General features: G+C 42.8%; 23 protein-coding genes and 1 pseudogene. 13 read left to right on the top strand and 11 right to left on the bottom strand.

Annotation, left to right across the window (positions count from 1 at the left end):
• Nucleotides 1–47: 47 nt before the first annotated feature.
• The 7 genes from AS030_RS02635 to AS030_RS02605 all read left to right on the top strand — a co-directional run bounded on the left by AS030_RS02635 (nt 48) and on the right by AS030_RS02605 (nt 8,117).
• Complete coding sequence (locus AS030_RS02635; RefSeq protein WP_061968074.1) at nt 48–1,028, top strand: 2-hydroxyacid dehydrogenase; 981 nt, start codon at nt 48–50, stop codon at nt 1,026–1,028.
• Nucleotides 1,029–1,344: 316 nt separating this feature from the next.
• Nucleotides 1,345–2,415, top strand: coding sequence for an amidohydrolase family protein (locus AS030_RS02630; RefSeq protein ID WP_061968072.1), 1,071 nt, complete (start codon nt 1,345–1,347; stop codon nt 2,413–2,415).
• Nucleotides 2,416–2,451: 36 nt separating this feature from the next.
• Complete coding sequence (locus AS030_RS02625) at nt 2,452–2,877, top strand: Rieske (2Fe-2S) protein (RefSeq protein ID WP_074440445.1); 426 nt, start codon at nt 2,452–2,454, stop codon at nt 2,875–2,877.
• 263 nt (nt 2,878–3,140) lie between these two features.
• On the top strand, nt 3,141–4,478 hold the full coding sequence (locus tag AS030_RS02620; protein WP_141687009.1) for a hypothetical protein: 1,338 nt from the start codon (nt 3,141–3,143) through the stop codon (nt 4,476–4,478).
• Nucleotides 4,479–4,958: 480 nt separating this feature from the next.
• A complete protein-coding gene (locus AS030_RS02615) occupies nt 4,959–5,651 on the top strand; it encodes a GntR family transcriptional regulator (protein ID WP_240482195.1) in 693 nt (230 codons plus the stop codon).
• Nucleotides 5,648–7,330, top strand: a complete 1,683-nt coding sequence (locus AS030_RS02610; protein WP_061968067.1) for a thiamine pyrophosphate-dependent enzyme — start codon at nt 5,648–5,650, stop codon at nt 7,328–7,330. The genes AS030_RS02615 and AS030_RS02610 overlap by 4 nt, the downstream gene beginning before the upstream one ends.
• A gap of 73 nt (nt 7,331–7,403) precedes the next feature.
• The gene (locus tag AS030_RS02605; RefSeq protein WP_061968064.1) at nt 7,404–8,117 is read left to right on the top strand and encodes a haloacid dehalogenase type II; all 714 of its coding nucleotides are present in this window, start codon (nt 7,404–7,406) and stop codon (nt 8,115–8,117) included.
• Nucleotides 8,118–8,391: 274 nt separating this feature from the next.
• Here the strand turns inward: AS030_RS02605 and AS030_RS02595 are convergent, their stop codons facing one another.
• From AS030_RS02595 to AS030_RS02570, 6 genes are all read right to left on the bottom strand, one after another.
• A complete protein-coding gene (locus AS030_RS02595) occupies nt 8,392–9,759 on the bottom strand; it encodes an FAD-dependent oxidoreductase (protein ID WP_061968059.1) in 1,368 nt (455 codons plus the stop codon).
• A 133-nt stretch (nt 9,760–9,892) separates the two neighbouring features.
• Entirely contained in the window at nt 9,893–10,330 is a 438-nt protein-coding gene (locus tag AS030_RS02590) for a Rieske (2Fe-2S) protein (protein WP_061968057.1), read from the bottom strand.
• Nucleotides 10,331–10,337: 7 nt separating this feature from the next.
• Nucleotides 10,338–11,453 (bottom strand): amidohydrolase family protein, encoded by a 1,116-nt coding sequence (locus AS030_RS02585; protein ID WP_061968055.1) that lies wholly within the window; start codon nt 11,451–11,453, stop codon nt 10,338–10,340.
• A 37-nt stretch (nt 11,454–11,490) separates the two neighbouring features.
• Nucleotides 11,491–12,588 carry an amidohydrolase family protein gene (locus AS030_RS02580; protein WP_061968052.1) on the bottom strand — a complete coding sequence of 366 codons (1,098 nt, stop codon included), beginning with the start codon at nt 12,586–12,588 and terminating at the stop codon, nt 11,491–11,493.
• Nucleotides 12,589–12,654: 66 nt separating this feature from the next.
• On the bottom strand, nt 12,655–13,359 hold the full coding sequence (locus tag AS030_RS02575) for a GntR family transcriptional regulator (protein ID WP_061968049.1): 705 nt from the start codon (nt 13,357–13,359) through the stop codon (nt 12,655–12,657).
• Between the two features lie 329 nt (nt 13,360–13,688).
• Nucleotides 13,689–14,078 (bottom strand): hypothetical protein, encoded by a 390-nt coding sequence (locus AS030_RS02570; protein ID WP_061968047.1) that lies wholly within the window; start codon nt 14,076–14,078, stop codon nt 13,689–13,691.
• Nucleotides 14,079–14,164: 86 nt separating this feature from the next.
• Between AS030_RS02570 and AS030_RS02565 the strand changes: the two genes are divergently transcribed.
• The 3 genes and pseudogenes from AS030_RS02565 to AS030_RS02555 all read left to right on the top strand — a co-directional run bounded on the left by AS030_RS02565 (nt 14,165) and on the right by AS030_RS02555 (nt 17,310).
• Nucleotides 14,165–15,490, top strand: coding sequence for an Nramp family divalent metal transporter (locus AS030_RS02565; protein WP_061968044.1), 1,326 nt, complete (start codon nt 14,165–14,167; stop codon nt 15,488–15,490).
• Nucleotides 15,491–15,924: 434 nt separating this feature from the next.
• Nucleotides 15,925–16,243: pseudogene (locus AS030_RS24890) on the top strand (transposase); the annotation flags it as partial.
• A 323-nt stretch (nt 16,244–16,566) separates the two neighbouring features.
• A complete protein-coding gene (locus tag AS030_RS02555) occupies nt 16,567–17,310 on the top strand; it encodes an alpha/beta fold hydrolase (RefSeq protein WP_061968039.1) in 744 nt (247 codons plus the stop codon).
• 14 nt (nt 17,311–17,324) lie between these two features.
• Here AS030_RS02555 and AS030_RS02550 read toward each other — a convergent pair whose 3' ends face one another.
• Nucleotides 17,325–17,921, bottom strand: coding sequence for a kinase (locus AS030_RS02550; RefSeq protein ID WP_061968036.1), 597 nt, complete (start codon nt 17,919–17,921; stop codon nt 17,325–17,327).
• Between the two features lie 149 nt (nt 17,922–18,070).
• Between AS030_RS02550 and AS030_RS02545 the strand changes: the two genes are divergently transcribed.
• Complete coding sequence (locus tag AS030_RS02545; protein ID WP_061968034.1) at nt 18,071–18,592, top strand: YfiT family bacillithiol transferase; 522 nt, start codon at nt 18,071–18,073, stop codon at nt 18,590–18,592.
• A 3-nt stretch (nt 18,593–18,595) separates the two neighbouring features.
• Here the strand turns inward: AS030_RS02545 and AS030_RS02540 are convergent, their stop codons facing one another.
• Nucleotides 18,596–19,258 (bottom strand): O-methyltransferase, encoded by a 663-nt coding sequence (locus AS030_RS02540; RefSeq protein WP_061968032.1) that lies wholly within the window; start codon nt 19,256–19,258, stop codon nt 18,596–18,598.
• 540 nt (nt 19,259–19,798) lie between these two features.
• Here AS030_RS02540 and AS030_RS02535 point away from each other — a divergent pair.
• Nucleotides 19,799–20,050 carry an anti-repressor SinI family protein gene (locus AS030_RS02535; RefSeq protein ID WP_241840666.1) on the top strand — a complete coding sequence of 84 codons (252 nt, stop codon included), beginning with the start codon at nt 19,799–19,801 and terminating at the stop codon, nt 20,048–20,050.
• A 108-nt stretch (nt 20,051–20,158) separates the two neighbouring features.
• Nucleotides 20,159–20,338 (top strand): hypothetical protein, encoded by a 180-nt coding sequence (locus AS030_RS02530; protein ID WP_061968028.1) that lies wholly within the window; start codon nt 20,159–20,161, stop codon nt 20,336–20,338.
• 45 nt (nt 20,339–20,383) lie between these two features.
• Here the strand turns inward: AS030_RS02530 and AS030_RS02525 are convergent, their stop codons facing one another.
• The 3 genes from AS030_RS02525 to AS030_RS02515 form a co-directional block, all read right to left on the bottom strand.
• Nucleotides 20,384–21,160, bottom strand: a complete 777-nt coding sequence (locus AS030_RS02525) for an alpha/beta fold hydrolase (RefSeq protein ID WP_061968026.1) — start codon at nt 21,158–21,160, stop codon at nt 20,384–20,386.
• Between the two features lie 113 nt (nt 21,161–21,273).
• Nucleotides 21,274–22,521: an MDR family MFS transporter gene (locus tag AS030_RS02520; protein WP_176716372.1), complete on the bottom strand. Its 1,248-nt coding sequence runs from the start codon at nt 22,519–22,521 to the stop codon at nt 21,274–21,276.
• A gap of 270 nt (nt 22,522–22,791) precedes the next feature.
• Nucleotides 22,792–25,959 carry a DEAD/DEAH box helicase gene (locus AS030_RS02515; RefSeq protein WP_061968021.1) on the bottom strand — a complete coding sequence of 1,056 codons (3,168 nt, stop codon included), beginning with the start codon at nt 25,957–25,959 and terminating at the stop codon, nt 22,792–22,794.
• Nucleotides 25,960–26,024 lie beyond the last annotated feature (65 nt).

The following is a 26,024-nucleotide window of genomic DNA, read 5'->3' as shown; positions in this document are numbered from 1 at the left end:
GCTGGCTATAAATCTATCTTCATAATGGATGAAAGGAGCTCAAAAAAGTGAAACCTAAGGTATATATAACGAGAAAAATTCCGAAAGAAGTGGCAGAACAGATAGCTGAAGTCTGTTATGTGAGAATGTGGGAAGAAGAAGACATTCCTGTCCCAAGGCCTGTTCTCCAAAAGGAGTTGGCTGATTCCGATGGATTATACTGCCTTTTAACAGAAAACATCGACAGTGACTTGCTTGATAATGCCCCTAGACTCAGAGTGATAAGCAACATGGCAGTGGGCTATAACAACATTGACATCGAGACGGCTTCCGAACGGGGAATCATGGTCACCAATACACCTAGTGTATTAACCCAAACAACGGCTGACTTAACGTTTGCGTTATTAATGGCCACATCTCGCCGAATAGTGGAATCATCTGATTTTCTTCGCAGGGGTGAATGGAAAACGTGGTCTCCTATGTTGCTTACGGGACAGGACGTATATGGCTCAACACTTGGTATTATCGGATTAGGTCAGATTGGAGAATCAGTGGCTCAACGCGCCAAAGGATTTGATATGCGTGTTCTTTATTACAATCGCAGTCGAAAGCTAGAAGCAGAAAAACAATTAGGTATCCAATATACTGACATGGAAACGCTTTTAAAGGAATCTGACTTTATCTGTATCTTGACACCCCTCACTCCAGAAACACGTCACCTTATCGGACGTAAGGAACTGTCTCTTATGAAAAATACATCTGTGCTGATTAATACAGCTCGCGGAGGTATAGTCGATGAGGAAGCATTGTATGACGCTTTGAAAGAAAAGGAAATTTGGGCAGCCGGACTCGATGTCTTCGAACAAGAACCAGTTTCCATGGATCATCCGTTATTTACCTTGTCCAATGTCGTAACACTCCCGCATATTGGAAGTGCCAGTTTTCACACCCGCATGCAGATGGCCCGTTTGGCCGCCGAGAATTTACTGACAGCTTTATTAGGAGACATCCCAAAAAATCTAGTAAATGCCAATGTCTTATCAAAATAACACGCGTAAAACGGTAAATACTTAAGTTAATATCTTCCCTTTCCGTTTTCTGTCAATGGTTAATTCTTCGATTGAAAGTTGACTATAGGATTTTTTACCTCCCCTGATTTTAAATCAAAATTGACGCAAAATAAAAACAATTCTAAAAATACTGAATTTAATGTTGACATTACCTTATTTCCAAATTTATGATAAAAACATAAAGTGTGAAATATCAGACCTCAAATTTCAATATTATCAAAATATGTTGTACGGCCATCAGCAAAAATGGAATAAGATACGTCATTTATTTTGGGAAATTCAGGAGGTATGCTGTATGAAAAAGTCGAACGTGAAAAAATTAAACGATATTATTGACTGTGATGTACATCCACATCCAAGCGATTATAATGTCATAAAGTCGTATATGTCAGAACCTTGGCGTAGCCGATTTAATGGGAATGGGAAAAGGGGCATATATGATAATCCCATACATGTAAACCGATTAGATTCAGTAACACCCCACGGTGGATATCCATGTTCTGATCCATCATATATGCGTGAACAGTTACTGGATGAATATGGGATAAATTATGCCATATTATTACCTCGCGCGTTTGCGACAAAATACCCGAGTCCGGATTTTGCTACGGTGGTGGCATCCGCTTTTAATGATTGGCTGGCAGATGTCTGGTTGGATAACAACAACGAAGATGGCCGTTGCAAAGGGTCGATCACAGTTGCACACCAAGATCCCCAAGCTGCGGCTAAAGAGATTGATCGTTGGGCAGGACACCCCCACATGGTACAAGTGATGATGGATTCCGGAGCACGCGCTCCTTTTGGACAAAGACAATATTACCCGATATACGAGGCATGTGAACGCAATGGATTTCCCATCGCCCTTCACCCCGGAACCGAAGGTGTCGGTCCTAATGAAATAATGACACCTGGATACCCTACTACTTACATAGAATGGCACACCGGCTTAATGCTCTCATTTCAAGCCCATCTCATCAGCTTTATTACTGAAGGGGTATTTGAACGTTTTCCAGGTTTAAAACTCGTTCTCGTGGAAGGCGGATCCGCTTGGTTGCCTCCCCTTCTCTGGCGTTTAGATGCCGAATGGAAACCGTTGAGGGAAGAAGTTCCATGGGTTAAAAAACGACCGAGTGAATATATTCTTGAGCACGTCCGAATTACATCTCAACCACTAGAAAATCCGGATAATAGGGAGCATCTCTTGCAGATGTTTGAAATGATGGACGCCAAAAATATTCTTATGTTTTCTTCAGACTATCCGCATTGGGATTTCGATTCTCCGACCAGGTCGTTTCCTAAATTACCGGAGGAGTTAAAAAAACGTATTTTTTTCGAGAATGCACGGGCATTGTATAACCTGGATTAAAAAATAAAATAGATTTGGTGAAGGGTGTGATGATACATGAGTGCGCATGTTGTGGCATCCATTGACGAAGTCGGCGTTGGCCAGAGTAAAACGGTAGAAATAGAAGGACGTTCAATTTCTGTGTTCAATGTGAACGGGGAGTTTTACGCATTGCGGAACGTATGCCCACATCAAGGAGCACCGGTGTGTTCAGGGAGTGTTGGTGGCATGACGGTTTGTAGGGAAAAAAACACAGGGAAATTGGGTGAGGTTGAATTTATAAAAAAGGGTGAAATTCTTCGTTGTCCATGGCATGGTTGGGAATTTGATATTAAAACGGGGAAATCCATATTTGATCCAGATGGCTGTTTGGTAAAAACCTATAAGGTAACTGTAGGGATAATGGAATCAGAAAAGGCACTTGCTCAGGTAGAAACGTATCCTGTTACGGTCAACTTCAATTCTATCATTGTTCATACATAAATAATCAAGTTTGCGGTGTCCCTATGATTCATTTCTTAAGATGGAACTAAAACCTTATCTTAAGCGCTATCTCGGAATGGAATGAAAAAATTTCGGTTAACATCAGTCTTCCAGGGGAAGCCGGTCCTCTTTTGGAACAGCTAAAAAATGTTTATCCAGGCTGTTTTTAGAACAGCCCTGGAGTCAGGGAAGCCATGTTTGGATTCAAATATGGCATTCTTTGCTTTTTTCTTCAAGAGTTTGTTTAAATTGAGGGAGATGGAATGATGATAAATAAACTACATACTTGCTTCCTTCTGGTAATCGCTGCGTTAAGCATTGTATTATCCCTATTTGATTTTTCTTTGATTAAAATCATGTTGGGGATTAGCGTCCTTTTTATGTTTGTCATTCTTCTGTTTTGTACCAATGGAATACCTAGGATTGTTTATAGTTTGTTTTTTATCATGAGTATTTTTTTAACCTGGCACTATCATATTCCTTATTCCGTTGCTGTTGATCATTTAAACTCGAATACCATATTTATTTCATTGTTTGTTTGTATACCGCTTCTTAAAATACCTATTGATCAAGGAAATTACTTAGAGGAAATCAGGAATCTATTAACAGTAAAAAACAAGGGATTCTTTATTTATGCCATTTCTGCGGTTAATTTTTTTCTGAGTTCTTTTTTAAATTTAGCCTCTATACGGCTGGTTGACCAGTTTAAAGATAGCCGAATGAATGAGAACCCAAACAAATATGGCGCTTATCTGAACCGCTCATTTAACTTGGCAGTTTGTTGGACCCCTTACTTTGCTGCTTTTTCAGTAGCCATTTCCTATAGCAAGGGAAATCCGGGATCCCTCATTTTGCTTGGCTTAACGCTATGTTGTATTATTTTGCTTGCTACCGTCATGCCCGGGCTAATGAAACTAAAACAGCAACAAGATATTCCTCCAGGTAACAGAATCCGATTTAATTCTAAAATAGTACATTTATTATCCTTTTACGGTTTATTAATCGGCAGTTTGTTGCTCATAGAGTATATAACGCCGATAAACACCATTGCCATCATCTGTCTCCTTAGTATCTTCTATTCCGCTTCTTGGACATTGTTACAGGGAACGGTGAAAGAGTTTTTACATGGACTCCGTCATTTTGCTAAGCGGGATTTACCCAATATACGATTTGAAGCTTTATTATTTATTTCGGTTGGTTTCTTCTCACATACCCTTATATGGCTCGATTGGAAGGTACAACTGCCCGCCTGGTCGAGTGTATCCCTCGGTTATATTTGGCTGTTCATTTTTCTCTTTATTTTTTTTGTCGTGTTTATAGCCTTTTTTGGCATTCATCATTTAGTGACCATTACGCTATTTACTGCTTCTGTTCACTGGCAACAGCTCGGAATTCAACCGGTCATTTATGCGATGGTGATATTAATTTCATGGTCCCTCGCATCCATGATTTCTCCCTTTTCTGCTGCAAATATGATCATAAGCCGTTTGGCGAATGTGAAACCTGTACAAATCGGTTTATTGATGAACGCCGGCTATGCGTTTGGATTCATGCTGTTTAGTACCACCTTCCTAACGATCATTAATTACTTTATTTCGTGAAGGTTTGTATCTAGTAAACATGTCCTAAACAATATCTTCAAAGGGTTTAGCCCTGTTCCGCTCCTGGCCCACTCTTATTTTAAAGTGCAATGAAAGTGGAAAAAGCCAATATGTATGTGCTGTGATTCGGCGGGTATTTATTTTAAATCGTCGGTAATCCCGTTTTTGATTTGAATTTCATTCTAAAACTCCTTATTGTTTGATTAAGCATTAATTTATTTAAAGATTTAAGAAATAAAAAATATTCAGTTGACACCTTAACTTTACTGAGCTTACCATTACAATAAAAAGACTGATATATCAGACCTCAAGTTTCTTAAAAAGTTGAAAACAAGTAAACAAAATATAAGTCACACCGTTTTCAGCCATTTAAATAAGATATGTATACTCGCATCTTAGATCCAGTCAGTTTTTCATGGATTACGCAATGAAGATAAGGTTTTTGGTTGTTGAATGACTTTAAAAAGGAGACCGATAAACATGAATGCTCACAATTTCAAGATGAATGAAACCATACATAAACAAACGCGTTCAGTGAGAGACGTTGTTTATGAAACGCTTAAAAACGGCATTTTGTCTGAACAACTTTCACCAGAAATGCATTTAAAAGAACGAGCGTTATCGGAACAATTGGGCGTTAGTACAACTCCTATAAAAGAAGCGCTTCGCAGGCTGGAATTGGAAGGGTTGGTCTATACTCGTCCAAGAAGGGGTACCTTTGTTTCCACCCAAATTATGAAGTCGGTGGAAGAGATCACGTTAGCGAGATCCTCGCTTGAGGGAGTAGCTGCCCGCTTGGCCGCGTCCAAGATTACAGAGGAGCAAAAAAAACAGCTGGGTACCATCATAGAACAAATGGAAGTTTATACGGTGGCTAAAAACAGCGATGGATTAAGGAAAAGTAATGAAGCATTCCATCACTTCATTATCAAGGCAGCGAAAAATGATTATATCGAAAAACAGATAACTTCCCTAAAGGCCTTTGCTAATGTCGTTAGAAAGCACGCATTAGCTAATGTCAATGAACTTGACCGTGCCTATGAAGAGCATCATTTAATATTTACCAAAGTTGGTTCAAACGATCCGGATGGTGCTGAAGAAGCGATGCGTGACCATATACGACGTACCCTCTCGTTTTGCAAAGAGAACAAACAAGGAGTGAACGAAACATGAAAAAGAAAATGACTGGTGCTCAAGCGGTGGTTGAATGTATTCGAAGAGAAGGCGTGGATCAAGTTTTTTGTGTGCCAGGTGAAAGCTATCTAAGTGTATTAGATGCAATCTATGAAACGGAGGAAATAAACCTGATTTCCGCTCGCCACGAAGGCGGAGCCAGTTTTATGGCAGAAGGATATGCGAAGGCAACCAATAAGCCCGGCGTTTGTATGGCTACAAGAGGTGTAGGCGGAGCGAACCTCTCTATCGGTGTCCATACCGCTATGCAAGATTCAACCCCTATGGTGGTGTTTTTAGGACAAGTACATAGTCATTTTCGGACACGGGAAGGGTTCCAGGAGGTCAATCAAGAAAACTTTTTTGCACCGATTTCAAAGTGGACCATTGAAATTACGGACACCCATCGAATTCCGGAGCTGGTTCAACGGGCTTTTCGGATTGCTAAAAGCGGTAGACCGGGTCCGGTTGTGGTCGGATTGCCAGTGGATGTCATCGATGCAGAAGTGGAAATGGAAATAGGCCAAGTCATCACTATTCCAAAGCCAGCTCCAGGCAAAGATGAAGTGGCTCGGGCACTTTCTCTCATTTCTCAGGCCAAGCATCCTATTATGATTGCTGGTGGCGGTGTAGTTCGTAGCGGCGCACACGAACCATTGATTCAATTTGCGGAATCCATGGCTTTACCTGTTTTATCGTCTTTCCGCCGCCATGATGTATTTCCAAACCACCATTCGCAGTATTTAGGCCATATTGGACTGGGTACGCCTAAGAATATATTAGAAACAGTGAAAACTGCTGATCTGATTGTGGCAGTGGGGATGCGTTTTTCAGAAATTGTCACACAAGGGTACTCGTTATTTTCAAAGGAGCAAACGATTATTCATATTGATATTGACCCAAATAGTATCGGTAAAGTATATAATCCAGCTCTTGGTATTGTAGCAGATGCAGGAGAAGCACTAAATGCGTTAGTTGAAGCTTCTAACCAATATCAACCAGAAACTAAAAAAGAACGTCTGGATTGGATTTCCGAGCGTCGCCGTTTGTACGGTCAATGGATTCATGACGAATTAGATCAAAGTGGCAAATTAAATATGAAGAAACTCTTAGCCGATCTTCAGCGTCTAACGCCTGCAGATGCCATTATAACAAACGATGCAGGAAACTTTTGTGGCTGGCTACACCAATTTTACCAGTTTGAACAACCTGGAACCTATATTGGCCCGACAAATGGTGCCATGGGTTATGGTTTTCCCGCTGCAGTTGGAGCTAAATTAGCACATCCCGATCGTGTTGTGGTTTCCTTATCCGGTGATGGCGGTTTTATGATGACCATGCAAGAATTTGAAACAGCCGTTCGTTATAAGGTTCCTGTTATCGCGTTAGTCTTTAATAACAATATGTACGGCACCATTCGGATGCACCAAGAACGCGAGTATCCTGAGCGAATTTCCGGGACGTTGCTCACAAATCCTGACTACGCCCAATTGGCTAAATTGTTTGGTGGCCATGGTGAGTACATCGATTCTAACGAAGAATTTGAGGCAGCGTTTACTCGAGCACTCCAGTCAGGTAAACCTTCCATTATTGAAGTGGCGATAAGCCCTGAACAAATTTCAGTTTCCGCTACAATAGAGGATTTACGAAAAGCAAAGGTGCAGTTATTAAAAGCGTAGTAATAGAGTGAAACATCTCTATACTTATTGTTAATGTATGGATCTATTCATATAAAAGGATGGTGATGATGACATGAAAACTAACGGGCTTAAAGCACTTATCTTCGACGTGTTTGGAACGGTTGTAGATTATCGATCATCGATCATTAAAGAATGCGAAAAATTGAATGAGATGAAAGACCTTGAGCTGAATTCGCCGAAGTTTGCTGATGCCTGGCGAGGGGCTTATCGTCCCAACTTGGATCGTATTCTAAGCGGCGAGCTTTCGTGGATGAATTTGGATTCATTGCATTTGATGGTATTACGAAAGCTTCTTGATGAATTTGAGATCAACCATCTAACAGAGGAAGAAATCATTCACCTCAATCGAGTCTGGCATCGTTTGGAGCCATGGGGTGATGCGGTTCCAGGTCTTCAACGCTTGAAACAAAAATTCATAATCAGTCCACTATCAAACGGGAATGTATCTTTACTCACCAATATGGCAAAACATAGTGGACTACCTTGGGATTTGATCTTGTCCCCTGAAATGATCAAAAGTTACAAACCCGATCCAAACGTTTACCACATGGCTATCGACTTTCTTGATCTTCAACCCAATGAAGTCATGATGGTTGCGGCGCATCAACATGACTTACAGGCAGCCAAAAAGCTAGGGATGAAAACAGCTTATGTTTTTCGACCATTGGAGTATGGATGTGAGGCAATCCCTAATCTAATGCCTGAAGAAAACTATGATGTGGTAGCAAGAGATTTCATCGATTTAGCCCAACAATTAGGTGCTTGAATCAAAACAACAATCGAGGAACCAATAATGGTTCCTCGATTGTTGTTTTGCCAGTATCTATTATTCGTTCGGATTTGCTGAGCTGGAAAAATGGAGGACCTTTTCCCCTTCCAATCAGCTTGTCCTCCCTATACTGTATAAACGGCTTTGGTGGCCTCCCACTGTAATCATCTACCACTTGCAAAAAAAGAGTACAAAAGATGGTGTGATTCATCCTCAATTCTATCCTTTTTGTCTTTTACAGACTACCTATCTTCCTTTTTTACTTTTTAAGTCAGATGGTGGGATGTGTGACTCTTTTGTTGCTTCGTTCTCCTAAATAGACACCTTGTTCCTCAAGGTTTTCCTGAAGTTTATGAATGTTCAATTGTGTAAAAGTCAGGTTTTGCTGAGATGCCATAGCGGCTGCGACGCCGGCACTCTGCCCCATTACTAAACACGGCGCCATATTTCGAGTGGCTCCGTTGGCAAAAGATGTAGCTGAAACGCATCTCCCTGCCACCAGGATATTTTGCAGGCCTTTTGGAATTAATGCCCGGAACGGAATATCAAATGCTCCATCGTCTCCGATTTGGTAAAAAGAAGCCTGACCCGTATCGGGATCGTGAATATCAACAGGGAAGCAAATTTGTCCGATGGTATCTTCGAATTTTCGTCCTATGGTAACATCCTCGTCCGTAATCTCATAGAGTCCTTCAATTCTTCGTGTTTCCCTTACACCTGCAAATGCCGAAGGAACAAAGTAGGCATTTTGGAACCCGGGAACATTTTCTTTTAGAAATTGACTAATTCGATATACTTGTTTTGTTAATTCAACGGTAGCGCGGGATAACGAAAGGGGATCCGTACCATCAATACCCACCACCGCAGAAGTGTTAACATTAATGTGATTCGGCCAAACCGTATTAAAAAACACTTTGTGATCTTCATTCGGGAAGATCTGATTCTCACGAATGATATCATTCCATTGACTGAATGCCCCATTAAAGTAAACAGGAATCGGTTCGGGATGGTCAGCTCGTGTGGCCATTGCAGGTGTAGAGACGGCGATGGCTTGAGCGATCTCCTTATTGTTGGTTCCATAACAGCGAAGGACCATCGAAACAGGCTGCATTTTTCCAGTTTTTCGATCGCCCTTCGTATAGTTTGCGCCGGCAGCTGCTACAACATCAGCATCTCCACTTGCGTCAATGTACGTTTTGGCTCTAATGGTTCGTATCCCACCCTTTACCGCAACTTGAACGCCCGTGACATTTCCTCGGTCACGCACAGTTCCAACTACATTTACCCCTAAAAATACAGTAACCCCTGCTTCATCTAATAACTCAGTGGATAGGATTCGGAATAGTTCTCCATCCACTGGAGTGACAGAATGAACAAATCCCCCATATGGAATATGTCCGACAGCGCCTCCCATTTTAATCAATCGATCCACAATTTCCTGGGCGATTCCGAACACAACTTGACGACCGTATCGTGTAATAAAATTATGTAAGCAAAGTCCTGTTGTCGCATTACCACCCAGAAACGGTTTGGATTCAAGCAGAATCGTATTGGCACCATTGCGTGCGGCAGCGGTCGCCGCGGCTACGCCTGTTACGCCACCTCCAATAACTAATACATCACAATCCATGTCCAACATAATTTGTGACCTCCTTTTTTATTTTCAAAACAGTATGCTAGTAAGCCGTTATAACCTTCCTTACTAAAATCTCTCCAAACCCCACGGTTTACGCGATGGAACCTTCATTAAATTTCACCTTTAACGTTTAAGGTCACATCTCAAGCACTACATAATCTTTGTCCAGGGAAACATGGAAGGTTTCCGCCACGTGGGGCCCTTCTTCCAATTTGGTCCCGGTAGATTCAGCGATAGCGCATCCTTGTTCGACCTTCGCGTCGTAAGAACGAACACGGGTTTTGACTGGATCGAACCATGATTGTCCGGTCTTGACGTCGAATTCCCATTGATGCCATGGACAGCGGATAATCTCTCCTTTTCGAGTGTAGGTGTATTCCCCCGGGACTGGGGAATGAACAAAACCGGACAATTCTCCTTCACAAAGCGGGGCCCCTCCATGTGGGCACCGGTTTCGAATGGCAAAAAATTCACCGTTTATGTTAAAAATACCGATAGACCTCCCGGCAATAGAAATGATCTTTCGGTGACCGGGTGGGATCTCATCGACAGTTGCCACAAAGTATTTTTTCATAGATTCATCACTCCTTCTCCGGAAATCGGTATAAAGAACGAGCGTTTTCATAAAAGATTTTCTGTTTTAGGGTTTCTGGAAACTTCCCTCGAAAGGTATGATCGGGTGCATCATAATCCCAGTGCGGATAATCAGTAGCAAACATGAGCATGTCATCGGATCCCAGGTGATCGATTACCTGAAGGAGATAGTCCTGAACCGGCGGCTCCTCTATCGGCTGGGTGGTAAATCGCATATGCCCTCGAATGTATTCGGATGGCTTTCGCTTCAAGAAAGGGACTTCTTCACGCAGTCGCTTCCAGTGCTTGTCGAGCCGCCACATCAAGGAAGGCACCCAAGCAAACCCGCCTTCGAGCATCACAGTTTGCAGGTTGGAAAACCGTTCAAACACCCCTTCACAAACCATACTAATGACCTGGCATTGGAACGCCTGAGCCATGTCGGTGTGATCCTCGATATAAAATGAAGGAAATCCAGAAGAGGTGATTGCGTTTCCACCCAAACCTCCAAAATGAATCGCGATTGGTAGTCCGTGGTTTTCCGCCGCCTCAAAGATTTTCCAATATTTGCGACGACCCATCGGTTCCCGGGTACGGGGCATGAATAACACTTGCACAAAACCAGGATGGCTAGCGCGCCGATTAATTTCTTCTACCGCCAGATCGGCGTTCTCGTACGGGATGACAATGGATGCGCGCAACCTCGGTTCTTTGTCCAGCCATTCGGCCATCTGCCAATCGTTGACCGCGCGGGCCAGTGCTGCTCCGTATTCATCGTTCAGCTGTTCCCCGACACGATACAGGCAGTTTAAGATACCGATCTCCATATTCAAAGGATCCAATAGCTGTTCTTGCATGAACTTTAGGTCGGAGCCGGGGATTTGACCGTTCGGCAGCCAGGCGTCTGCCCGTGTCCCACCCGGATTCCCTTTTGGATATGGAATATTTTGAACAAAGCCATGGTAGCCGCGCAGGCCGACCATATCCATATAATTCTTCCAACGTGTCGGAAGATATTGTTTAAGCACCTCGTTTGACGGAACTTCATTATGAATATCACAGTCGATGAAACGGATTCCGGTTTTTCGCTTGTCCTCTATCGACTTAGTATTTACAATGGGCATGTATGTTCCTCCTCACTAGGGATAATCCCTTTATTTATCAATCAAAACGGTAAAAAGAGCGGGCGTTTTCCGATAGAATCTTCTTCTCCAGGCTTGGCGGGAGATTGGCTGGGAGAGCCTCTTCTTTCTCATCGAAGTGCCAATGTGGATAATCGGTTGAAAAGAGCAGCATGTCTTGGGAACGCATTTGTTCCATCGTTTGCAGCAAGTGTTCGGGCTTTGGTGATTCATCTAGCGGCTGGATCGTCAACCGAAAATGTTCCCTTATAATCTCTGACGGTAACCGGTCCACCCATGGAATTTCTCGGCGTAGGCCCTTCCAATTCTTATCCAATCGCCACATCAGTGCGGGCATCCAGGTGAAACCGCTTTCAAGAAGCGCGACTCGAAGGCGAGGAAACTTTTGGAAGGTACCTTCACATACCAAGCTGACGATTTGCGACTGAAAGGCTTGTGATTGACTGACGTAATCCTCAAGGTAATAAGAAGGCCAACCGACAGGCATCGTTGGATAACCGGTAACCCCACCCGCATGAATTCCGATCACTAACCCATACTGCTGGGCTGCTTCGTAAATCGGCCAGAAATGTTTTTTTCCGTAGAGCATTTCGGAACGTACCATCAAAAGAACTTGTACGAAACCGGGATGTTTGCCTAACCGGTGAATTTCCTCCGCCGCCTGCTCCGGATTCTGACTGGCAACGACGATTGAGGCACGCAGCCTTGGTTCTTTATCCAACCATTCAGCGATCTGCCAATCGTTTACCGCGCGGGCCATGGCTGCCGCCCAATCCTCATTGTGGATCATCTGTACGCCGTAAAGGCAATTAAGGATCGCATATTCCATATTCCAGGGTTCCAGCACCTGTCGTTGCAAAACCTCAAGATCCGAACCCGGAGGATCGCCGTTTGGCAATACCGAATCGGGCCTTGCAGATAAGGAACTTCCCCTTGGGTAATAATTGGGTTCTAAGCTTTTAATTCCGTGTTCCACCACATAATCGCGCCACCTGTCCGGTAGATAGGGGAAAAGAGCCTGTATGGAAGGAACGGCATTATGTACATCACAGTCGATTACAGCAGTCTTGGCTCGGTTGCCCAAGGTTTCCTTTTCCAGTGTTATGGCATCATCCATGTTTTATTCTCCTTTGCTCTATAGTAATTTGTATACATGTATACAACTAAAAACAGCTTTTTCCTCTTATTTCTGCGCAAATAAAGTCAGTAAATTTTCTTGAGAGGTGGTTAAATGCTGCTTTAAGACGGATACTGCTTCTTCCGTAAAGCCCTTTTTTACGAGCGTAACAATTTCCTTATGTTCTTTTTCCCTATCGATCTTCCACTCTGCTGTTAGCGAATAAGAACGTAACCGGGATATGGTTTCATGAAGTGAATCGATAAAGCGTTGCACTCTTTGGTTTTCAAGAGCAGAGATAATGGTGAGATGGAAACGAGTGTTCATCTCACCCATTTTTACAAGATCCCCTTGTTTACGGTACGCTTCCCCCATTTGGACGGACTCATCCATTTGTTCGATGATTTTTGTATGTTGGTTCGTTATTCTCCTCAATGCTTCTGTTTCTAAAAGCATGCGAATTTCGAAAACTTCTTTAATGTCTTGGACCGTCGGGATCGAGACAATAACTTTTCTCCCTGGCAGAAACGTAATTAAATTTTTAGATCCCAATACTCGAATGGCTTCACGGACAGGTGTACGACTCACAGCTAACTTTTCTGCAATCTTGTTTTCGCTTAATAGCTGTCCTGGTATTAAGTGACCTTGTACAATGGCTGTTTTCAATTTTTGATACACGGCTTCACCAAGGGGGATAAACGCTTGATTATGATCTAAAGGGTCTAGGTTAAGGTCTTCTGTATAATTCAGTTTAAAAGGGCTGTTCGTCATTGTGAGCTTCCTCCCACCTTTTCTAAATCTGCTATTGAATATCTTGAACTCAGCAATTAAAATTCCAAAAAAAATATTAATTTGACAATATTCTGAATATAAAATAAACTTTGAGTACAAGTATACAAGACATCACGACTATTTGCAATGGTTTATGTAAACGTCTACTACTAATCAGTGAAGACGGGTAACTGTCATGATTGCGATGACGTACTCTAACACCCTGTTTTAGGAAGTAGAAACGTTCGTAAGCTCAGTGTTTTCGTATGTTTAAACGAAAGGGGGTTACAGAAAAGGGGTTGAGGGGTCCAAGTTAGCTTTGTGACCATTCAGTAAAAAGGGATATCATCAGATATTGAAGAAAAACAAGAGAAGTTATACATCATCATTAAAAATGGTCGTGCCAGACGAAAGGGTACAAGCCAGGCAATGGCTTGACTTAGCGTACATCTATCAAACACTCTTTTTAGAACATACATAGATATTGTAACTTCTTCCAGGTAGTTTCTTTTGTATTCTTGTTTTACCTCTTCTCCACTTTGAAATAGAAAGCAATGAGAATGAACGTAAGGCGTTTCCAGAAGAAGTTTAAGCTCATATCCAAAACGAACCGTATCTGCATACGCTGACCATTTTTGGCTTGCTGAGTTTCTTTCTGTCTCTGTAATTGCCTCTATTTTGTTAATGTAGATTGTAGAGCTGAGTAGGTACAAATTCATTTTAATACCACCTGAAAATTGAAAGCGGTTTCAAGAGTTTGAAAAAAAATATGGTTAGAACATCAACTTTAGGGAGGATTAGTTGAATGGAAAATCAGCCAAATTCGAATCTTGAGTTATCGCCTGAAACGTCAACCGCATTTCCAGCGAAATCTAGATTACAAAGATTTAAAGAATTATTGGCTTCATTTGGACCGGGCGTTATTGCTGTTCTAGCATGGCTTGGAGCCGGCGACCTCGTTGACTCTTCCATTGCTGGAGCCCACTACGGATATGCCCTCATGTGGGTCCTCGCACTTTCTTTAATCATTCGTTATGTAATCGTCTCCATCATGTCACGGTACACACTATGTAACGTAGAAGGCCTTACTCTTATACAAGGTTTCAGCCGCCTTCACAAGTTCTATCCTTATTTCCTTGGAGGATATGCCCTCATTATGGGCCATTTATTTAACTCTTACATGATCAAAGGTGCTGCTGAGGGATTAACGCATCTTTTAGGCTTTGGCAATGTCTTTATGTGGGCTATTATTGTCGTTCTTGCTGGTTTTATTCTAATTGGACGTAGTATATATAATACGCTTGAAAATGGGATGAAGTTATTACTCGCACTCAAAACCTTTTGTTTAATTCTGGTAGCCATTATGGCGACACCGGATGTGGGTGCCATTGCAAAAGGAACAGTTGGTTTTAGCATCCCTAAAGATGTTGGTGTATATGGTGCCTTTCTAATGGCGATTTCACTTGTAGGTGCTGTATCTGGCTCTATTGCGAATTTTATCTACCCATATGGTTTTAAGGAAAAAGGATGGACGAAACCTATTCATTTAAAATTTCAACGTAGAGACTTGTTATTCGCGATTTGTGTGGCTATCGTTCTTGACCTGGCCGTATGGGTGGTTGGAGCGGAGGTATTAAAACCAAACGGTATTCGAATCACTAGTCTTCAAGATCTCGCTCAAGCCCTTGCTGTTCATCTAGGCACTTTCGGATTTGTTGTGTTCTACCTTGGTGTCATCGGCGGGTTATTTAGTAGTGCGGTTGCCTTTGCTACGGTGTTTCCGAAAGTCGCAATTGATGGTCTTCATACCGCGAATAAAGAACGTAAGAAAAAATACGGTGACAAACCCCAAAACGATCCATTGTTCAAATGGTTTAGTATGTTTATCCTTATTACTCCGGTCATATGGTCGATTCCAGGTATGCCTGGGTTCGTTAGTTTGGTCGTATTTATAAATATACTATCCGTGGTTGGTTTACCAGTAATATCCATAGGCCTTCTGATTATGACGAATCAGAAAAAGTCATTGGGGCAGTATGTCAACAAATGGTATGAAAATGTGCTGTTAGTCGCTTGTACCGTTCTTGCCCTTTGGTCCTCTATCAAACTGGCTATTGATTTTCTAAGTTAAATACCCTGAGAGGTGTCGTTCAGATCATCGTAATTAAACAAAAATAGTCGTACCGCAACCACCGCCTTATGCTAATAAGGCGGTGGTTTTCTACTAGTTTTGAGAAGACTTAGATATAGCCAACACTGCTTTTACCGTCGACATGTTCTTCAAGCGGATAATGTGATCTTGATTTGTTACTCCCAGAGCGTTAGATCAAATTTATGATAATATTAAACTTACCTCTGGTTTAAAATGCAACAACCAAACAAAACCCTGAATTCGGCGGAACAAGCCTGAATTCAGGGTTTTTGCGTTGGGAAATATATAAATGAAGCTCTAAAAATAGAAGGTAGCGAACTTTTATTTTTGCGTGTTTTCTCCTATTAACTATCCTATGTCAAGGTTGACAAGTTGTGACTTTTTCAAGTTATGTCCTCATTATATTTATTCAGTTTTCTCATGGGAATGCCCTATTAAGACTTGCCGGACTCAATCTTGTGGAAGCCAGTTCAGGAAAGTGGCGTGAACAAACGGTAATTTCTAAAAGAGGACGGTCACGATTACGAAGGTTCTCTACATGGCTACAATGAATTTAACCAACAACAATCAGGAGTTCAAAACAAGACATATCTATAATGTTCAAGAAAGGGGTATGCGCAGATTGAAATCGTTGATGAAGCTGCTTGGTAAGTTCGCTCGTATTCTCGTTGGAATGCCAAGAATCAAAAAGTTTATAATCCGGAAAAGATACATCTCTTACAAGCTGCTTAAAACTATCTTTATTTTAAGTGAATGACAAACACTATATTATTGAATATTGATGTTTTCGCAGAATCTCAAATATGTACGGAGTACTGGGTGTATTCAACAAAAGGGCTAAGACCCGTTCCGTTAGTACTTAGTTACCGGGGGAGTTGAATAACATTATACAATTACCAGACGTTTTTAATGATAACTCCGCCTTTAAAAGTTTCCGTGTCGGCACTTCATGATAGCCTCGGCAATTGGACACTTTTGTTGTCAGAAGTTTGAATTTTGTCCATACTAGAATAGGTATTAACTTTCCTAAGTGGAAGAACATCTGGAGGATTCACTTGAATAAGAAGCTAAAATTTGCGTTAATCATTGTGTTGGTTGTGCTTATTGTCTATGCGGGCGGCTTTTTAATTTGGTCAAAACAGACCTTTAAACCGACTTCGCAGCTAAACCATCTGGTCAACCTAAAGCAGGAAGTACAGCATAAAGACGATCTATATATTTACAAGCCGAAATCCAAAGACATAAAAGACGGCTTTATCTTTTATCCCGGAGCTAAGGTAGAACCTGAAGCGTATTCCTATTGGGCGAAAAAACTCTCAGACGAAGGCTATCTCGTGATCATCCCTGAAATGCCGCTGAATCTGGCGCTATTGGGGAAAAATAAAGCAGAAGAGGCGATGAAATTGTACCCTTCCATCCAAAAATGGTATATTGGCGGTCACTCTCTCGGTGGTCCTGCATCTGCCTCCTACAGCCTAAAACATCAGGAGAAGATCAAGGGCTTGATTTTCTTAGGTTCATACACGACCGAAAGCTCGGATTTATCAAAAGCTAACTTCCCTCTCCTCTCGATTACGGGAGAACGGGATGGCCTCAGTACACCGGCCAAAATTAAGGGAAGCAAAAAATTCAATCCCACCGATACCACCTATCATGAAATAAAAGGCGGAAACCACGCCCAGTTCGGAATGTACGGTACACAAGCAGGTGACAAAAAAGCCAAGATTTCAAATAAAAAACAGCAGGAGGAAATTTTTAAAACCATTCTCTCCTGGCTTAATAAAGAGAACCAGCGTTGATGAACGCTGGTTCTTTAACCTATTTTGAAAATCAAATCAGCTTTGCGTAAAGGCTGCTCTTCAGCCAAATAATGATCTTCAGCCGGCCAATAACGGTTTGAAAATTTATCAATGTTTTTTTTTGTTTCTTCCGCTTCCCTCGATAGCCTTAATTCTCTATCACATTCAAGATACACAACGAAATCAAAAAACGACCGCCAATCTTTTCTTTGCAAAAACACACCTTCTATAACAATTACACATTTGTCAGGTAACCTTACCTCACGCATAATCTGCAAATCGAGTTTTTCATGGTAAAAAGGAAGAGTTAATTGAGTTTCAGTTTTAACCAAATGGAACAAGTTTTCAGCGAGCCCAACTATATCCCATTGTAAAAAGTAGTATTCTCTCCATTCCTTTTGCCCCGTGTTGTAGCGATGTTTCCTCTCAACAATATGATCATCTATATGTATGGTAAAGCACGGAATATTTTTTTTGTGCATTTGTTCTTCCAACGCCCTGGTTAGTGTGCTTTTACCTGAACGGCTTAATCCATCAATTCCAAGAATAAACCGCTGGCCTTTATCTAATGGTGGTATATGAGCTATAAGCCCCTGTAAATAGGCGTTCATTCTATCGTGTTCTGCCCCCTGCTCTGTATCAGCTTTTAATGATAAACTAATGATATTCGAATTGAACCGCAAGCAAACATCAAAAACCCAGCCGGTCACAACGGATGGCCCTGGGTATGTATATTTGATCAGAGAAGGGAGACGTTCAAATGATGGATTTGCGTTATCCGATTGGATTGTTTAATATAAACCAGGAAATCACGTCAAAAGAGATTAACCAGTGGACCTCAGACATTGAATCCGCTCCACAAGAATTGAAAAAAGCGGTTAAAAACCTGAACGGCCTTCAATTGGATACCCCCTACCGTCCCGGCGGCTGGACAGTAAGGCAAGTTGTTCACCATCTGGCAGACAGCCACCTGAACAGCTATATCCGTTTCAAGCTTGCACTTACAGAAGAGAATCCTGTGATTAAACCCTACGAAGAGGCTTTATGGGCGGAACTTCCTGACTCCAGGCTTCCCATAGAAATCTCGCTTCCTTTACTTGAAAACCTGCATGCCCGGTGGGTTGTGCTTCTCAAATCACTATCACCACATGATCTGACCAAAACATTTACTCATCCGGATTCGGGTGTGGTAACACTCGCCCAAAATATTGGTCTCTATTCCTGGCACAGCAGGCATCATATTTCCCATATTACTTCTCTTTGTACACGTGAAGGATGGTAACCTTTATTTCACAATCCCCATCACAAAACCGTCATAGCCCTTGCTTCCAACCGTCTGCAGGGCTGTGGCTTCAATCCGGCTCTCTTTGGCTAATAGGTCAATGAGGGCGCGAGATCCTTTTACATCAGGGTCCTCATTGTTCTGATCTGCCACTCTTCCGTTTCGAACAACATTATCTCCAATAATAACGGTACCTGGCTGCGAATAAGCAAGAGCCCACTTTAGGTAGTGCGGATTGTTTGGTTTATCGGCATCAATAAAAATGAAATCAAAAGAGGGATATCCTTTATCTTTTAACGTGGGTAGCGATTCAAGAGCTGGTCCCACCATGATTTCAATTTTGGGTTCCAACCGCGCTTTTTTGATGTTTTCCCTCGCAACCTCTGCGTGTTTCTGGCTGTATTCCAGCGTAACCAGCTTCCCATCCTCAGGAAGTGCCCTGCCCATCCAGATACTGCTGTAACCACCAAGTGTACCAATTTCAAGGATACGTTTTGCTCCTTTTAATTTTGCCAGCAAATAGAGGAACTTTCCCTGGGTGGGCGTAACATCGATCGATGGCAGGCCGGCTTCATGATTGGCTTGCAGGACATGTTCAAGAACCATATCCTGTGGGTGGAGATTTGATATGAAATACTCATCCACATTGCCCCATATTTCTCTCATTCTGCTCCCTCCTTTATTACCGCAACTCATATACATTCGCTCCCAATTCTTACGTTTCCTTCTTTTTACAAAAAAGCTACATTTGTCGGCATATAGGTCTTTGTGATTAATTTTAGCGAATATTCAATGTTTAATATTTTTGTAAAGTTGAATAAAATTGCTCAATTATTCGCTAATCACGCAAATTTATTCCTTTTTACCAATTATTCAAAAACAGTAGAAAGCAATTAAATCAGGTCTAACTTACTATTAATTTATTCATTGATGATACCGAAATAACGCTATATACCTAACAAATCCGAATTTTATAGGTATAAATTATCAATTTCATTTTTTACATAAAAAGTTAATAGTTTCAAAAACATTCCATATATGCTAATCTATTATTAGAAAAGGCAGAAAGTCCTATTAAGAATTTACGAAGATTGACGAAAGTGCCAGAGAAACCAGTTTTAAAGAGAGATTTCGGGAGTCACATATCATAAGCAATACCTTATAAAACCATCTAACCCTTTAAAACGAAAGGAAGTAAAACCAGTGATGAAACAACAGTATATGGTTGCAAAAACAAAAGCTCTACATAAGAAGTTAATAGTGGCCACCCAACCATCACATCGCCTTTTGTCAATCAACAAAACTACTGCACAGCATTCCAGATTGTTAGCCTATAAAATAAGAAAAAAACCTGAGTTGTTTTTGGATCGGGAGTGGGTAAAACTCATTCATGAAGCAAAACAGATGGGACTGAGCCTTGATGAGGTCCGCTCCTTCATTCAATGCCCCACCCATTAAAAAAAACGAGGCCATCAGGTCTTGTTTTTTTTTTTTATCGAACCGACATTCTTCATATTCAATCTGTGATACAATGCTAAAGCGTTCTTCTTGAAAGGAGGAGAGTCCATGGTCATATTGCTAACGCTTTTTACAGCGATCGTTGGAGGTATTCTTTTTCCGTTCATTTCCTATCTTGGGGACAGGAAGAAAGGCATTAAGCCGAAAAATCATTACATTATCCAAGGGGCACTCTTTGCGGCTGTTTTTTTTATGGTACTGATGACTGTAAAGCCTATAAGTAATTGAATACATATCCAACAAAAAAGACCGCACTAATGCGGCCTTTTCTTACTACCCAGCCAAAAATGCCGTAACCACTTGCTTGAATCTTTCCGGTTCCTCCACACTCGGCGCATGTCCTGAATGTTCAAATTCAACAAACGTAGCGTGTGGTATGAATTTGACAACTTCCCTGCCCTCCTTTGGCGGATTAAGTCCATCATATCTCCCATTAATGACTAGCGTTTCTGCTGTAACCTTATGTAACTGGGGGCGAAAATCGAAGTTCACCAGTGCTTTTCTGGCCGCTTCCTGTTGTTCAGATGTAAGGACAGGCACATCAACGGCCACCCGCTGTGACCATTCCCCGACCGCCTCCAGGTTATGAAAAATATACTTGGAGAGGGCATACATCTGTTCTTCCTCCGTGAGGCCTTTTAGTTCATCCGCATGTTCAGCCTGAAGCCTTGCGGTGGATGATGTTTTTCCATAAGCTTTTGCTACAACCAGAATCATTTTCTTTATCCGATTCGGAATGGAAACTGCTACTCCCTGCGCCACATAACTTCCCATGGAAGCACCTAACTGATTGGTTTTCTCGATGTTCAGTTCATCCATAAACGCAATGACGTCCTGGACATGATCATCCAGCGTATAATAAGGAACTTTCTCCGACTTGCCATGCCCTCTGGAATCCAGAGCGATGACCCGATACGATTTCTTTAACGCATTGATTTCGCCCTCGAACATATGATGATCGCCACCAAGCCCATGCAGCAGGATAAACGGTTCCCCGCTGCCGTACTCTTCGTAATACAGCTGTACTCCGTTTACGTTTATTTCCGGCATTTCATCTCCTCCTCTGGTTTTCAATTCATTTCCATTATAATCCCAAAGATCATGCGGTTCACAGAAAAAACGTCCGCAAGTGGGACGTTTTTTCTGTTAGAAAACCATTCATTTTATACACTGATTCCTCGCTCCACATCCATTTGAAACAGCTGAATATATAACATGATACTAATCAATGAAAAGCCAAGGATAAGGCTGAATATTCCCATAGGCGGAACCCAGCTGGAGAGAAAAACGGTAATGGGTGCCAAGAACTTACCGATGGTGTTCTGCAGGCTGTCAGCTGCCATGTATTGTCCCCTTGCGTGTCCCGGGGCATAGCGGCTGATGAAGCTTTGTGTCACGGGTGAACGGACCATTTCCCCGAAGGTAAAAATGATGGTGATAAAAAACAGATACCATATGTTGCTGTTCACCCCAACGAGGAATGTTCCTGCACCTGCCAGCAAAGAGGACAGGATAAATACATTCCGCTCTTTCCAATGCTGGAACCATTTCGTGACAGGCAGGATGAAAAGTACAAAAAGCAGACCATTAAACCCTACCAGCCATCCGAAGATCTCCTTGCTGCTCAGCATAAAGGAATCTCCTTTCCAAAAGAACATTGCTTGTGGGGGCACGTGCTCCATCACGTACACGGGCAGATACATATCCAGCTGCATAATCGGAATGAGGGCAAAAATACCGGCAACAATATAAACTAAAAACACTTTATCCCGGAAAATGATGCCATATCCATGCCATTGTTTCTTAAAAACGTGTAAAACAGAACTTGGTTCACGCTCTTTGTTTAAAGAGGAAGGACATGTTTCATGAACCAGATGGTTGATCGCAATAAAATATAAAAATAATATGACGGTACAAGTCCACAAAAGTTCCTGGCGGTAATGAAAGAAGAAGATGGCTCCAAGCACGGGCCCAAGGACAGCTCCCACATTATTTGAAGTTGAAAACGTGGCAAAGGCCCGGCGCAAGTGTTGGGCCGGTACTAGATCAGCGACCATGGCAGAACTGGCTGGACGGTAGATCGCGCCTCCAATTCCGATACCGATGAATGAGATATAGTCGATCCAATATGACGGTGACAGCGCAAAGCAGGCGAACATCAACGTTTGAAGCACAGTTCCGATCAGCATGACCGGACGCCGTCCCAGCCGGTCTGCCAACGCTCCACCGAGCAGACTTCCGAGCATACCGAACACAGGAGGAACGGCCATTAACAAACCTGCCGTTTGATATCCCAACGCTTCCCCAAAATACATGGTGATGAAGGGAAAGTACATCCAAAACAGCAGGTTGAACAGCCCTTCACCGATTAATCTGACTTTCAGGTTAGTATCCCAAATAAACTTCCCCACAAAAACCCCTCTTTTCTGATGCAGCGTCATTCATACGTTTCCCGGCCAGGTATAGATACTATAGAACAATTTTTCAAAAAGAAATAGACTTATAATTTCAGATGATTTATAATATTAATATGAAAGTCAAGGGTACGACCTTGTCGTTTAAATGTTACATAAAACGAACATGTGTTCTTTTAATACAAAACCACGCTCATTGGAGGGTGCTTTTTTTATGCCTAAAAAAGCCTGGAAAGTTGATGAACAATCACTTTCCAGGCTTTTTGCTCAGATCATCAGTATCTCCCGTATATCCTCTTCGGTAAGGGAGGCTGACGGTTTCTCACCAATCAGCTCCTCGATGAGGTTCTTCTTTTTATCCTGCAATTCATTTATTTTCTCTTCGATTGTGCCTCTGGCAACAAGCTTGATGACCTGCACGGCTTGAGTTTGACCCATCCGGTGGGCACGGTCTGCCGCTTGTTCTTCCACCGCCGGATTCCACCAAAGATCGTAAAGGATGACCGTATCCGCACCTGTCAGGTTAAGACCGGTTCCTCCGGCTTTTAGCGAAATGAGAAACATGTCCCTCTCACCCCCGTTGAACCGATTGCACAATTCCACCCGGGTCATGGACGGAGTCTGTCCGTCCAGATAGAAAAAGGAAAGCCCTCTGGTATCCAGCTCTCTGCCGATCAAATCGAGCATTTTTGTAAATTGGGAGAAGATCAGCACCCGTCTCCCTGAAACCCTCGCTTCTTCCACGATCTGAAGAAGCTGATTGAATTTTGCGGACGACTCTTTATATCCGTCCACAAACAGGGCCGGATGGCAGCATATTTGGCGAAGCCGCGTAAGTCCCGCAAGAATCTTGATCTTGTTCTTCCGGAAGGTATCTTTATCCAGATGCTTCAGTGTTTCATGGCGAAGCTTGGCCAGGTATACGGCATAGAGCTTCTTTTGTTCCGGCAGCAATTCAGATGCCGCACTTGATTCCACTTTTCCAGGCAGTTCGGCAAGAACATCCTCTTTGATCCGCCTGAGCAGAAACGGTGAAATCCGCCGGGACATTTTCTTTCGCGTAAGGTGGCTGAAATCCTTCAATCCGCCCAGAAGCTCCGGAAAAATGATATGGAAGATCGACCATACATCCTCGATTGAATTTTCTACGGGCGTACCGGTCAAGGCAAACCGGTGGTTCGCATTAATCTTCTGAACTGCCCGTGCCGTTTGGGTGATCGGATTCTTAAAGTACTGTGCCTCATCAAAAAACGCGATATGAAAGCTCTGCTTTTCATACCATCCGATATCTTTGCGCAGCAGTGGATATGAAGTAATGATTACGTCATTGCCGTCGGTGTTTTTTTGGATCCAGCTTCTCTCCTGTTGACTGCCGTCCACGCAAACCGCTTTAAACTCTGGGGCAAACGTTCGGCATTCATTGAGCCAGTTGTAGGTTACAGAGGACGGGCAGACGATGAGTGCTGGTTTCTTCGTTTTCCGGATCGTTGGCAATTCTGAAACGATGAACGCCAGGCTTTGAATCGTCTTCCCCAGCCCCATATCATCGGCAAGGATACCGCCAAACCCAAAGCTGGCCAGCGTTTTCATCCATCGGTAGCCCTGTTTTTGGTAATCCCTCAGAACGCTTTCCCACCCTCCTGGCAGATCGAATAGATCCCGGTCCGGATTTTTCAGATGATGAAGAAAATCGGTAAACGACTTTTCAAGTGCAAAAGCCGAGTCATCAGCGGCATCGAGCAGCTGCAGCCCCTTGATCACCGGGACTTCGAACCCTTTTTCAAGGTCTTTCTTCTGTTCAGGAACAGCATGCAAAAACCGCTGGATTTCTTCATATTCCCTTGTTTCTAATGAAAGAAGAGCCCCGTTCTTCAGCCGGTAATATTTTCGTTTTTCTTCGAGTGCCCAAAGAATATCACTGATTTCTTTTTGCGGGATGCCGTCAATATCGAACTTGAATTCCAGCCAGTTTGTCCGCTCCCTTTTATGCTTCACCCGGATCTGGGGTGGCGGACTTTTGCGAATGATTCGGTTTCGTACCGACGTGGTCGCATAGATTTGGACAAACTTTTGAAGCCGGGGCATCTCGCGATAGAGAAATTCATACTCTAATTCTTCATTGTGCAAATAATAGCCGCCGTCAGTTTTGGCAAACTGGCTCTCTTCCATAATCTTAAGGATTCGATTTTCCTTTTCAAGATCGCGGATGATAGTTGAATGTTCTCTTTGACTGTTTTCTTCCAGCGGGTTGATGATCACATGGTCATAGTGAAATTCCACTCCCGCCAGGAGACGGTTTTTTACCCGGTCCAAGTAGAGCTTCGCCGTCAAAGGAGTTTTGGCGAACTGTTTGGCGAGAGCGTCTGACAGCTTCACTTCCCCCAGCCTCTTCAGCCCCGGAACTACTTTTTCCAAAAACATGGCCATCTGTGGTTTGGGAATGGGAATGATTTCTGTCGCGGAAGCTTTCATCATGCGCTTAAGTTCTGACAGGCGCAGGCAGTCCTCTTCGCTTAACGAATACAGATTACCGTGCGACAAAACGAGCCCGTAGGCACTCAGCACCACCATTTGTTTTAACCCCTGAATCTTCAGCTGATACCGGCCGCCTTCTGACTCGGAGAATACGAACGATAAAGAGAGGGGTTCGGTCACTGTCCTTATACCTTCATAGGTTGTAACGGCATGCTGCAGCTTCACATAGGGCGCTTTTTCCAGCAGCGGCTGCAGGTTCGCCCAGGAAGACGGCGGTATAACGAGCGTGTCCGGTTGAAGTGCCATTCTGGATGATCCCATGCTTTCCATGTACACCCGTTCATCCTGCATGACATGGATCAGCTGCTCGATAACTTCATTCGTCTCTTTTTCAAAACAATGCTGTTGGGGATCAAAGGTGAACGAGAGAGAAATGGGGCTTGGAACCCCTTTCTTCCATTCCTTGAGTACCTCACGGATATTTTTTACCGGGTAGGGCCCCACCTTAACCTCAACTTCCATCAAATGCTGATCTTGATCCACTCTTACCGGTCTGCAGGTAAAGACCGCATTCAGTACTTTTCTTTTTTCAAAATACAGCTGTTGGCCGCTAGAGATTCTTCTCTTGTTTTCAAACAAGTTCAGAAAATCTTCTGTCAGCCTCTCATTGCCGCCCGTCTTTTGACGTTCAGCTACACTCAGCAAAACAGCAGCGACGTGCTGGCATTCTTTTTGAAAGGAAGCAAGCTTGGGGCAAGAACAGGTAGTGCGAAAGCTTGCTTCACCTTCCTGTTCGACCGTCACATGAAAGTCTTCTGTGCCTCTTACCGTCGCTTCGCAAACATCTGGTTCAAAACGGGTAATCTCTACTTTTCCATTGCGATAAAAAGAGTCTCCCTTTTTAAAGGAGACCGCCCCGCACCGCTCTTTGATGATGGATGGGTTTACCTTAATATTCACTTGGCTTCGGCTCCTTTCCTGAGGGAGATTCTTGAGTTCTTCCTTTATCATAGTAAAAATTGCAG

This window comes from Fictibacillus enclensis (assembly GCF_001457035.1).
GTDB lineage: Bacteria > Bacillota > Bacilli > Bacillales > Fictibacillaceae > Fictibacillus_C > Fictibacillus_C enclensis.
The sequence above is the reverse complement of the archived record's forward strand: the minus strand, read 5'-3'. Positions and strand labels throughout refer to the sequence as shown.

Excerpts from the sequence above, each read along its gene's own strand:
- AS030_RS02580 (WP_061968052.1), bottom strand. The coding sequence starts at position 12,588 with ATGGATGATGCCATAACACTGGAAAAGGAAACCTTGGGCAACCGAGCC.
- AS030_RS02570 (WP_061968047.1), bottom strand. The coding sequence starts at position 14,078 with ATGAATTTGTACCTACTCAGCTCTACAATCTACATTAACAAAATAGAG.
- AS030_RS02530 (WP_061968028.1), top strand. The coding sequence starts at position 20,159 with ATGGTCATATTGCTAACGCTTTTTACAGCGATCGTTGGAGGTATTCTT.
- AS030_RS02585 (WP_061968055.1), bottom strand. The coding sequence starts at position 11,453 with ATGCCCATTGTAAATACTAAGTCGATAGAGGACAAGCGAAAAACCGGA.
- AS030_RS02605 (WP_061968064.1), top strand. The coding sequence starts at position 7,404 with ATGAAAACTAACGGGCTTAAAGCACTTATCTTCGACGTGTTTGGAACG.
- AS030_RS02610 (WP_061968067.1), top strand. The coding sequence starts at position 5,648 with ATGAAAAAGAAAATGACTGGTGCTCAAGCGGTGGTTGAATGTATTCGA.
- AS030_RS02630 (WP_061968072.1), top strand. The coding sequence starts at position 1,345 with ATGAAAAAGTCGAACGTGAAAAAATTAAACGATATTATTGACTGTGAT.
- AS030_RS02535 (WP_241840666.1), top strand. The coding sequence starts at position 19,799 with ATGAAACAACAGTATATGGTTGCAAAAACAAAAGCTCTACATAAGAAG.
- AS030_RS02590 (WP_061968057.1), bottom strand. The coding sequence starts at position 10,330 with ATGAAAAAATACTTTGTGGCAACTGTCGATGAGATCCCACCCGGTCAC.
- AS030_RS02575 (WP_061968049.1), bottom strand. The coding sequence starts at position 13,359 with ATGACGAACAGCCCTTTTAAACTGAATTATACAGAAGACCTTAACCTA.
- AS030_RS02540 (WP_061968032.1), bottom strand. The coding sequence starts at position 19,258 with ATGAGAGAAATATGGGGCAATGTGGATGAGTATTTCATATCAAATCTC.
- AS030_RS02625 (WP_074440445.1), top strand. The coding sequence starts at position 2,452 with ATGAGTGCGCATGTTGTGGCATCCATTGACGAAGTCGGCGTTGGCCAG.
- AS030_RS02565 (WP_061968044.1), top strand. The coding sequence starts at position 14,165 with ATGGAAAATCAGCCAAATTCGAATCTTGAGTTATCGCCTGAAACGTCA.
- AS030_RS02550 (WP_061968036.1), bottom strand. The coding sequence starts at position 17,921 with ATGAACGCCTATTTACAGGGGCTTATAGCTCATATACCACCATTAGAT.
- AS030_RS02545 (WP_061968034.1), top strand. The coding sequence starts at position 18,071 with ATGATGGATTTGCGTTATCCGATTGGATTGTTTAATATAAACCAGGAA.
- AS030_RS02525 (WP_061968026.1), bottom strand. The coding sequence starts at position 21,160 with ATGCCGGAAATAAACGTAAACGGAGTACAGCTGTATTACGAAGAGTAC.
- AS030_RS02615 (WP_240482195.1), top strand. The coding sequence starts at position 4,959 with ATGAATGCTCACAATTTCAAGATGAATGAAACCATACATAAACAAACG.
- AS030_RS02620 (WP_141687009.1), top strand. The coding sequence starts at position 3,141 with ATGATGATAAATAAACTACATACTTGCTTCCTTCTGGTAATCGCTGCG.
- AS030_RS02595 (WP_061968059.1), bottom strand. The coding sequence starts at position 9,759 with ATGTTGGACATGGATTGTGATGTATTAGTTATTGGAGGTGGCGTAACA.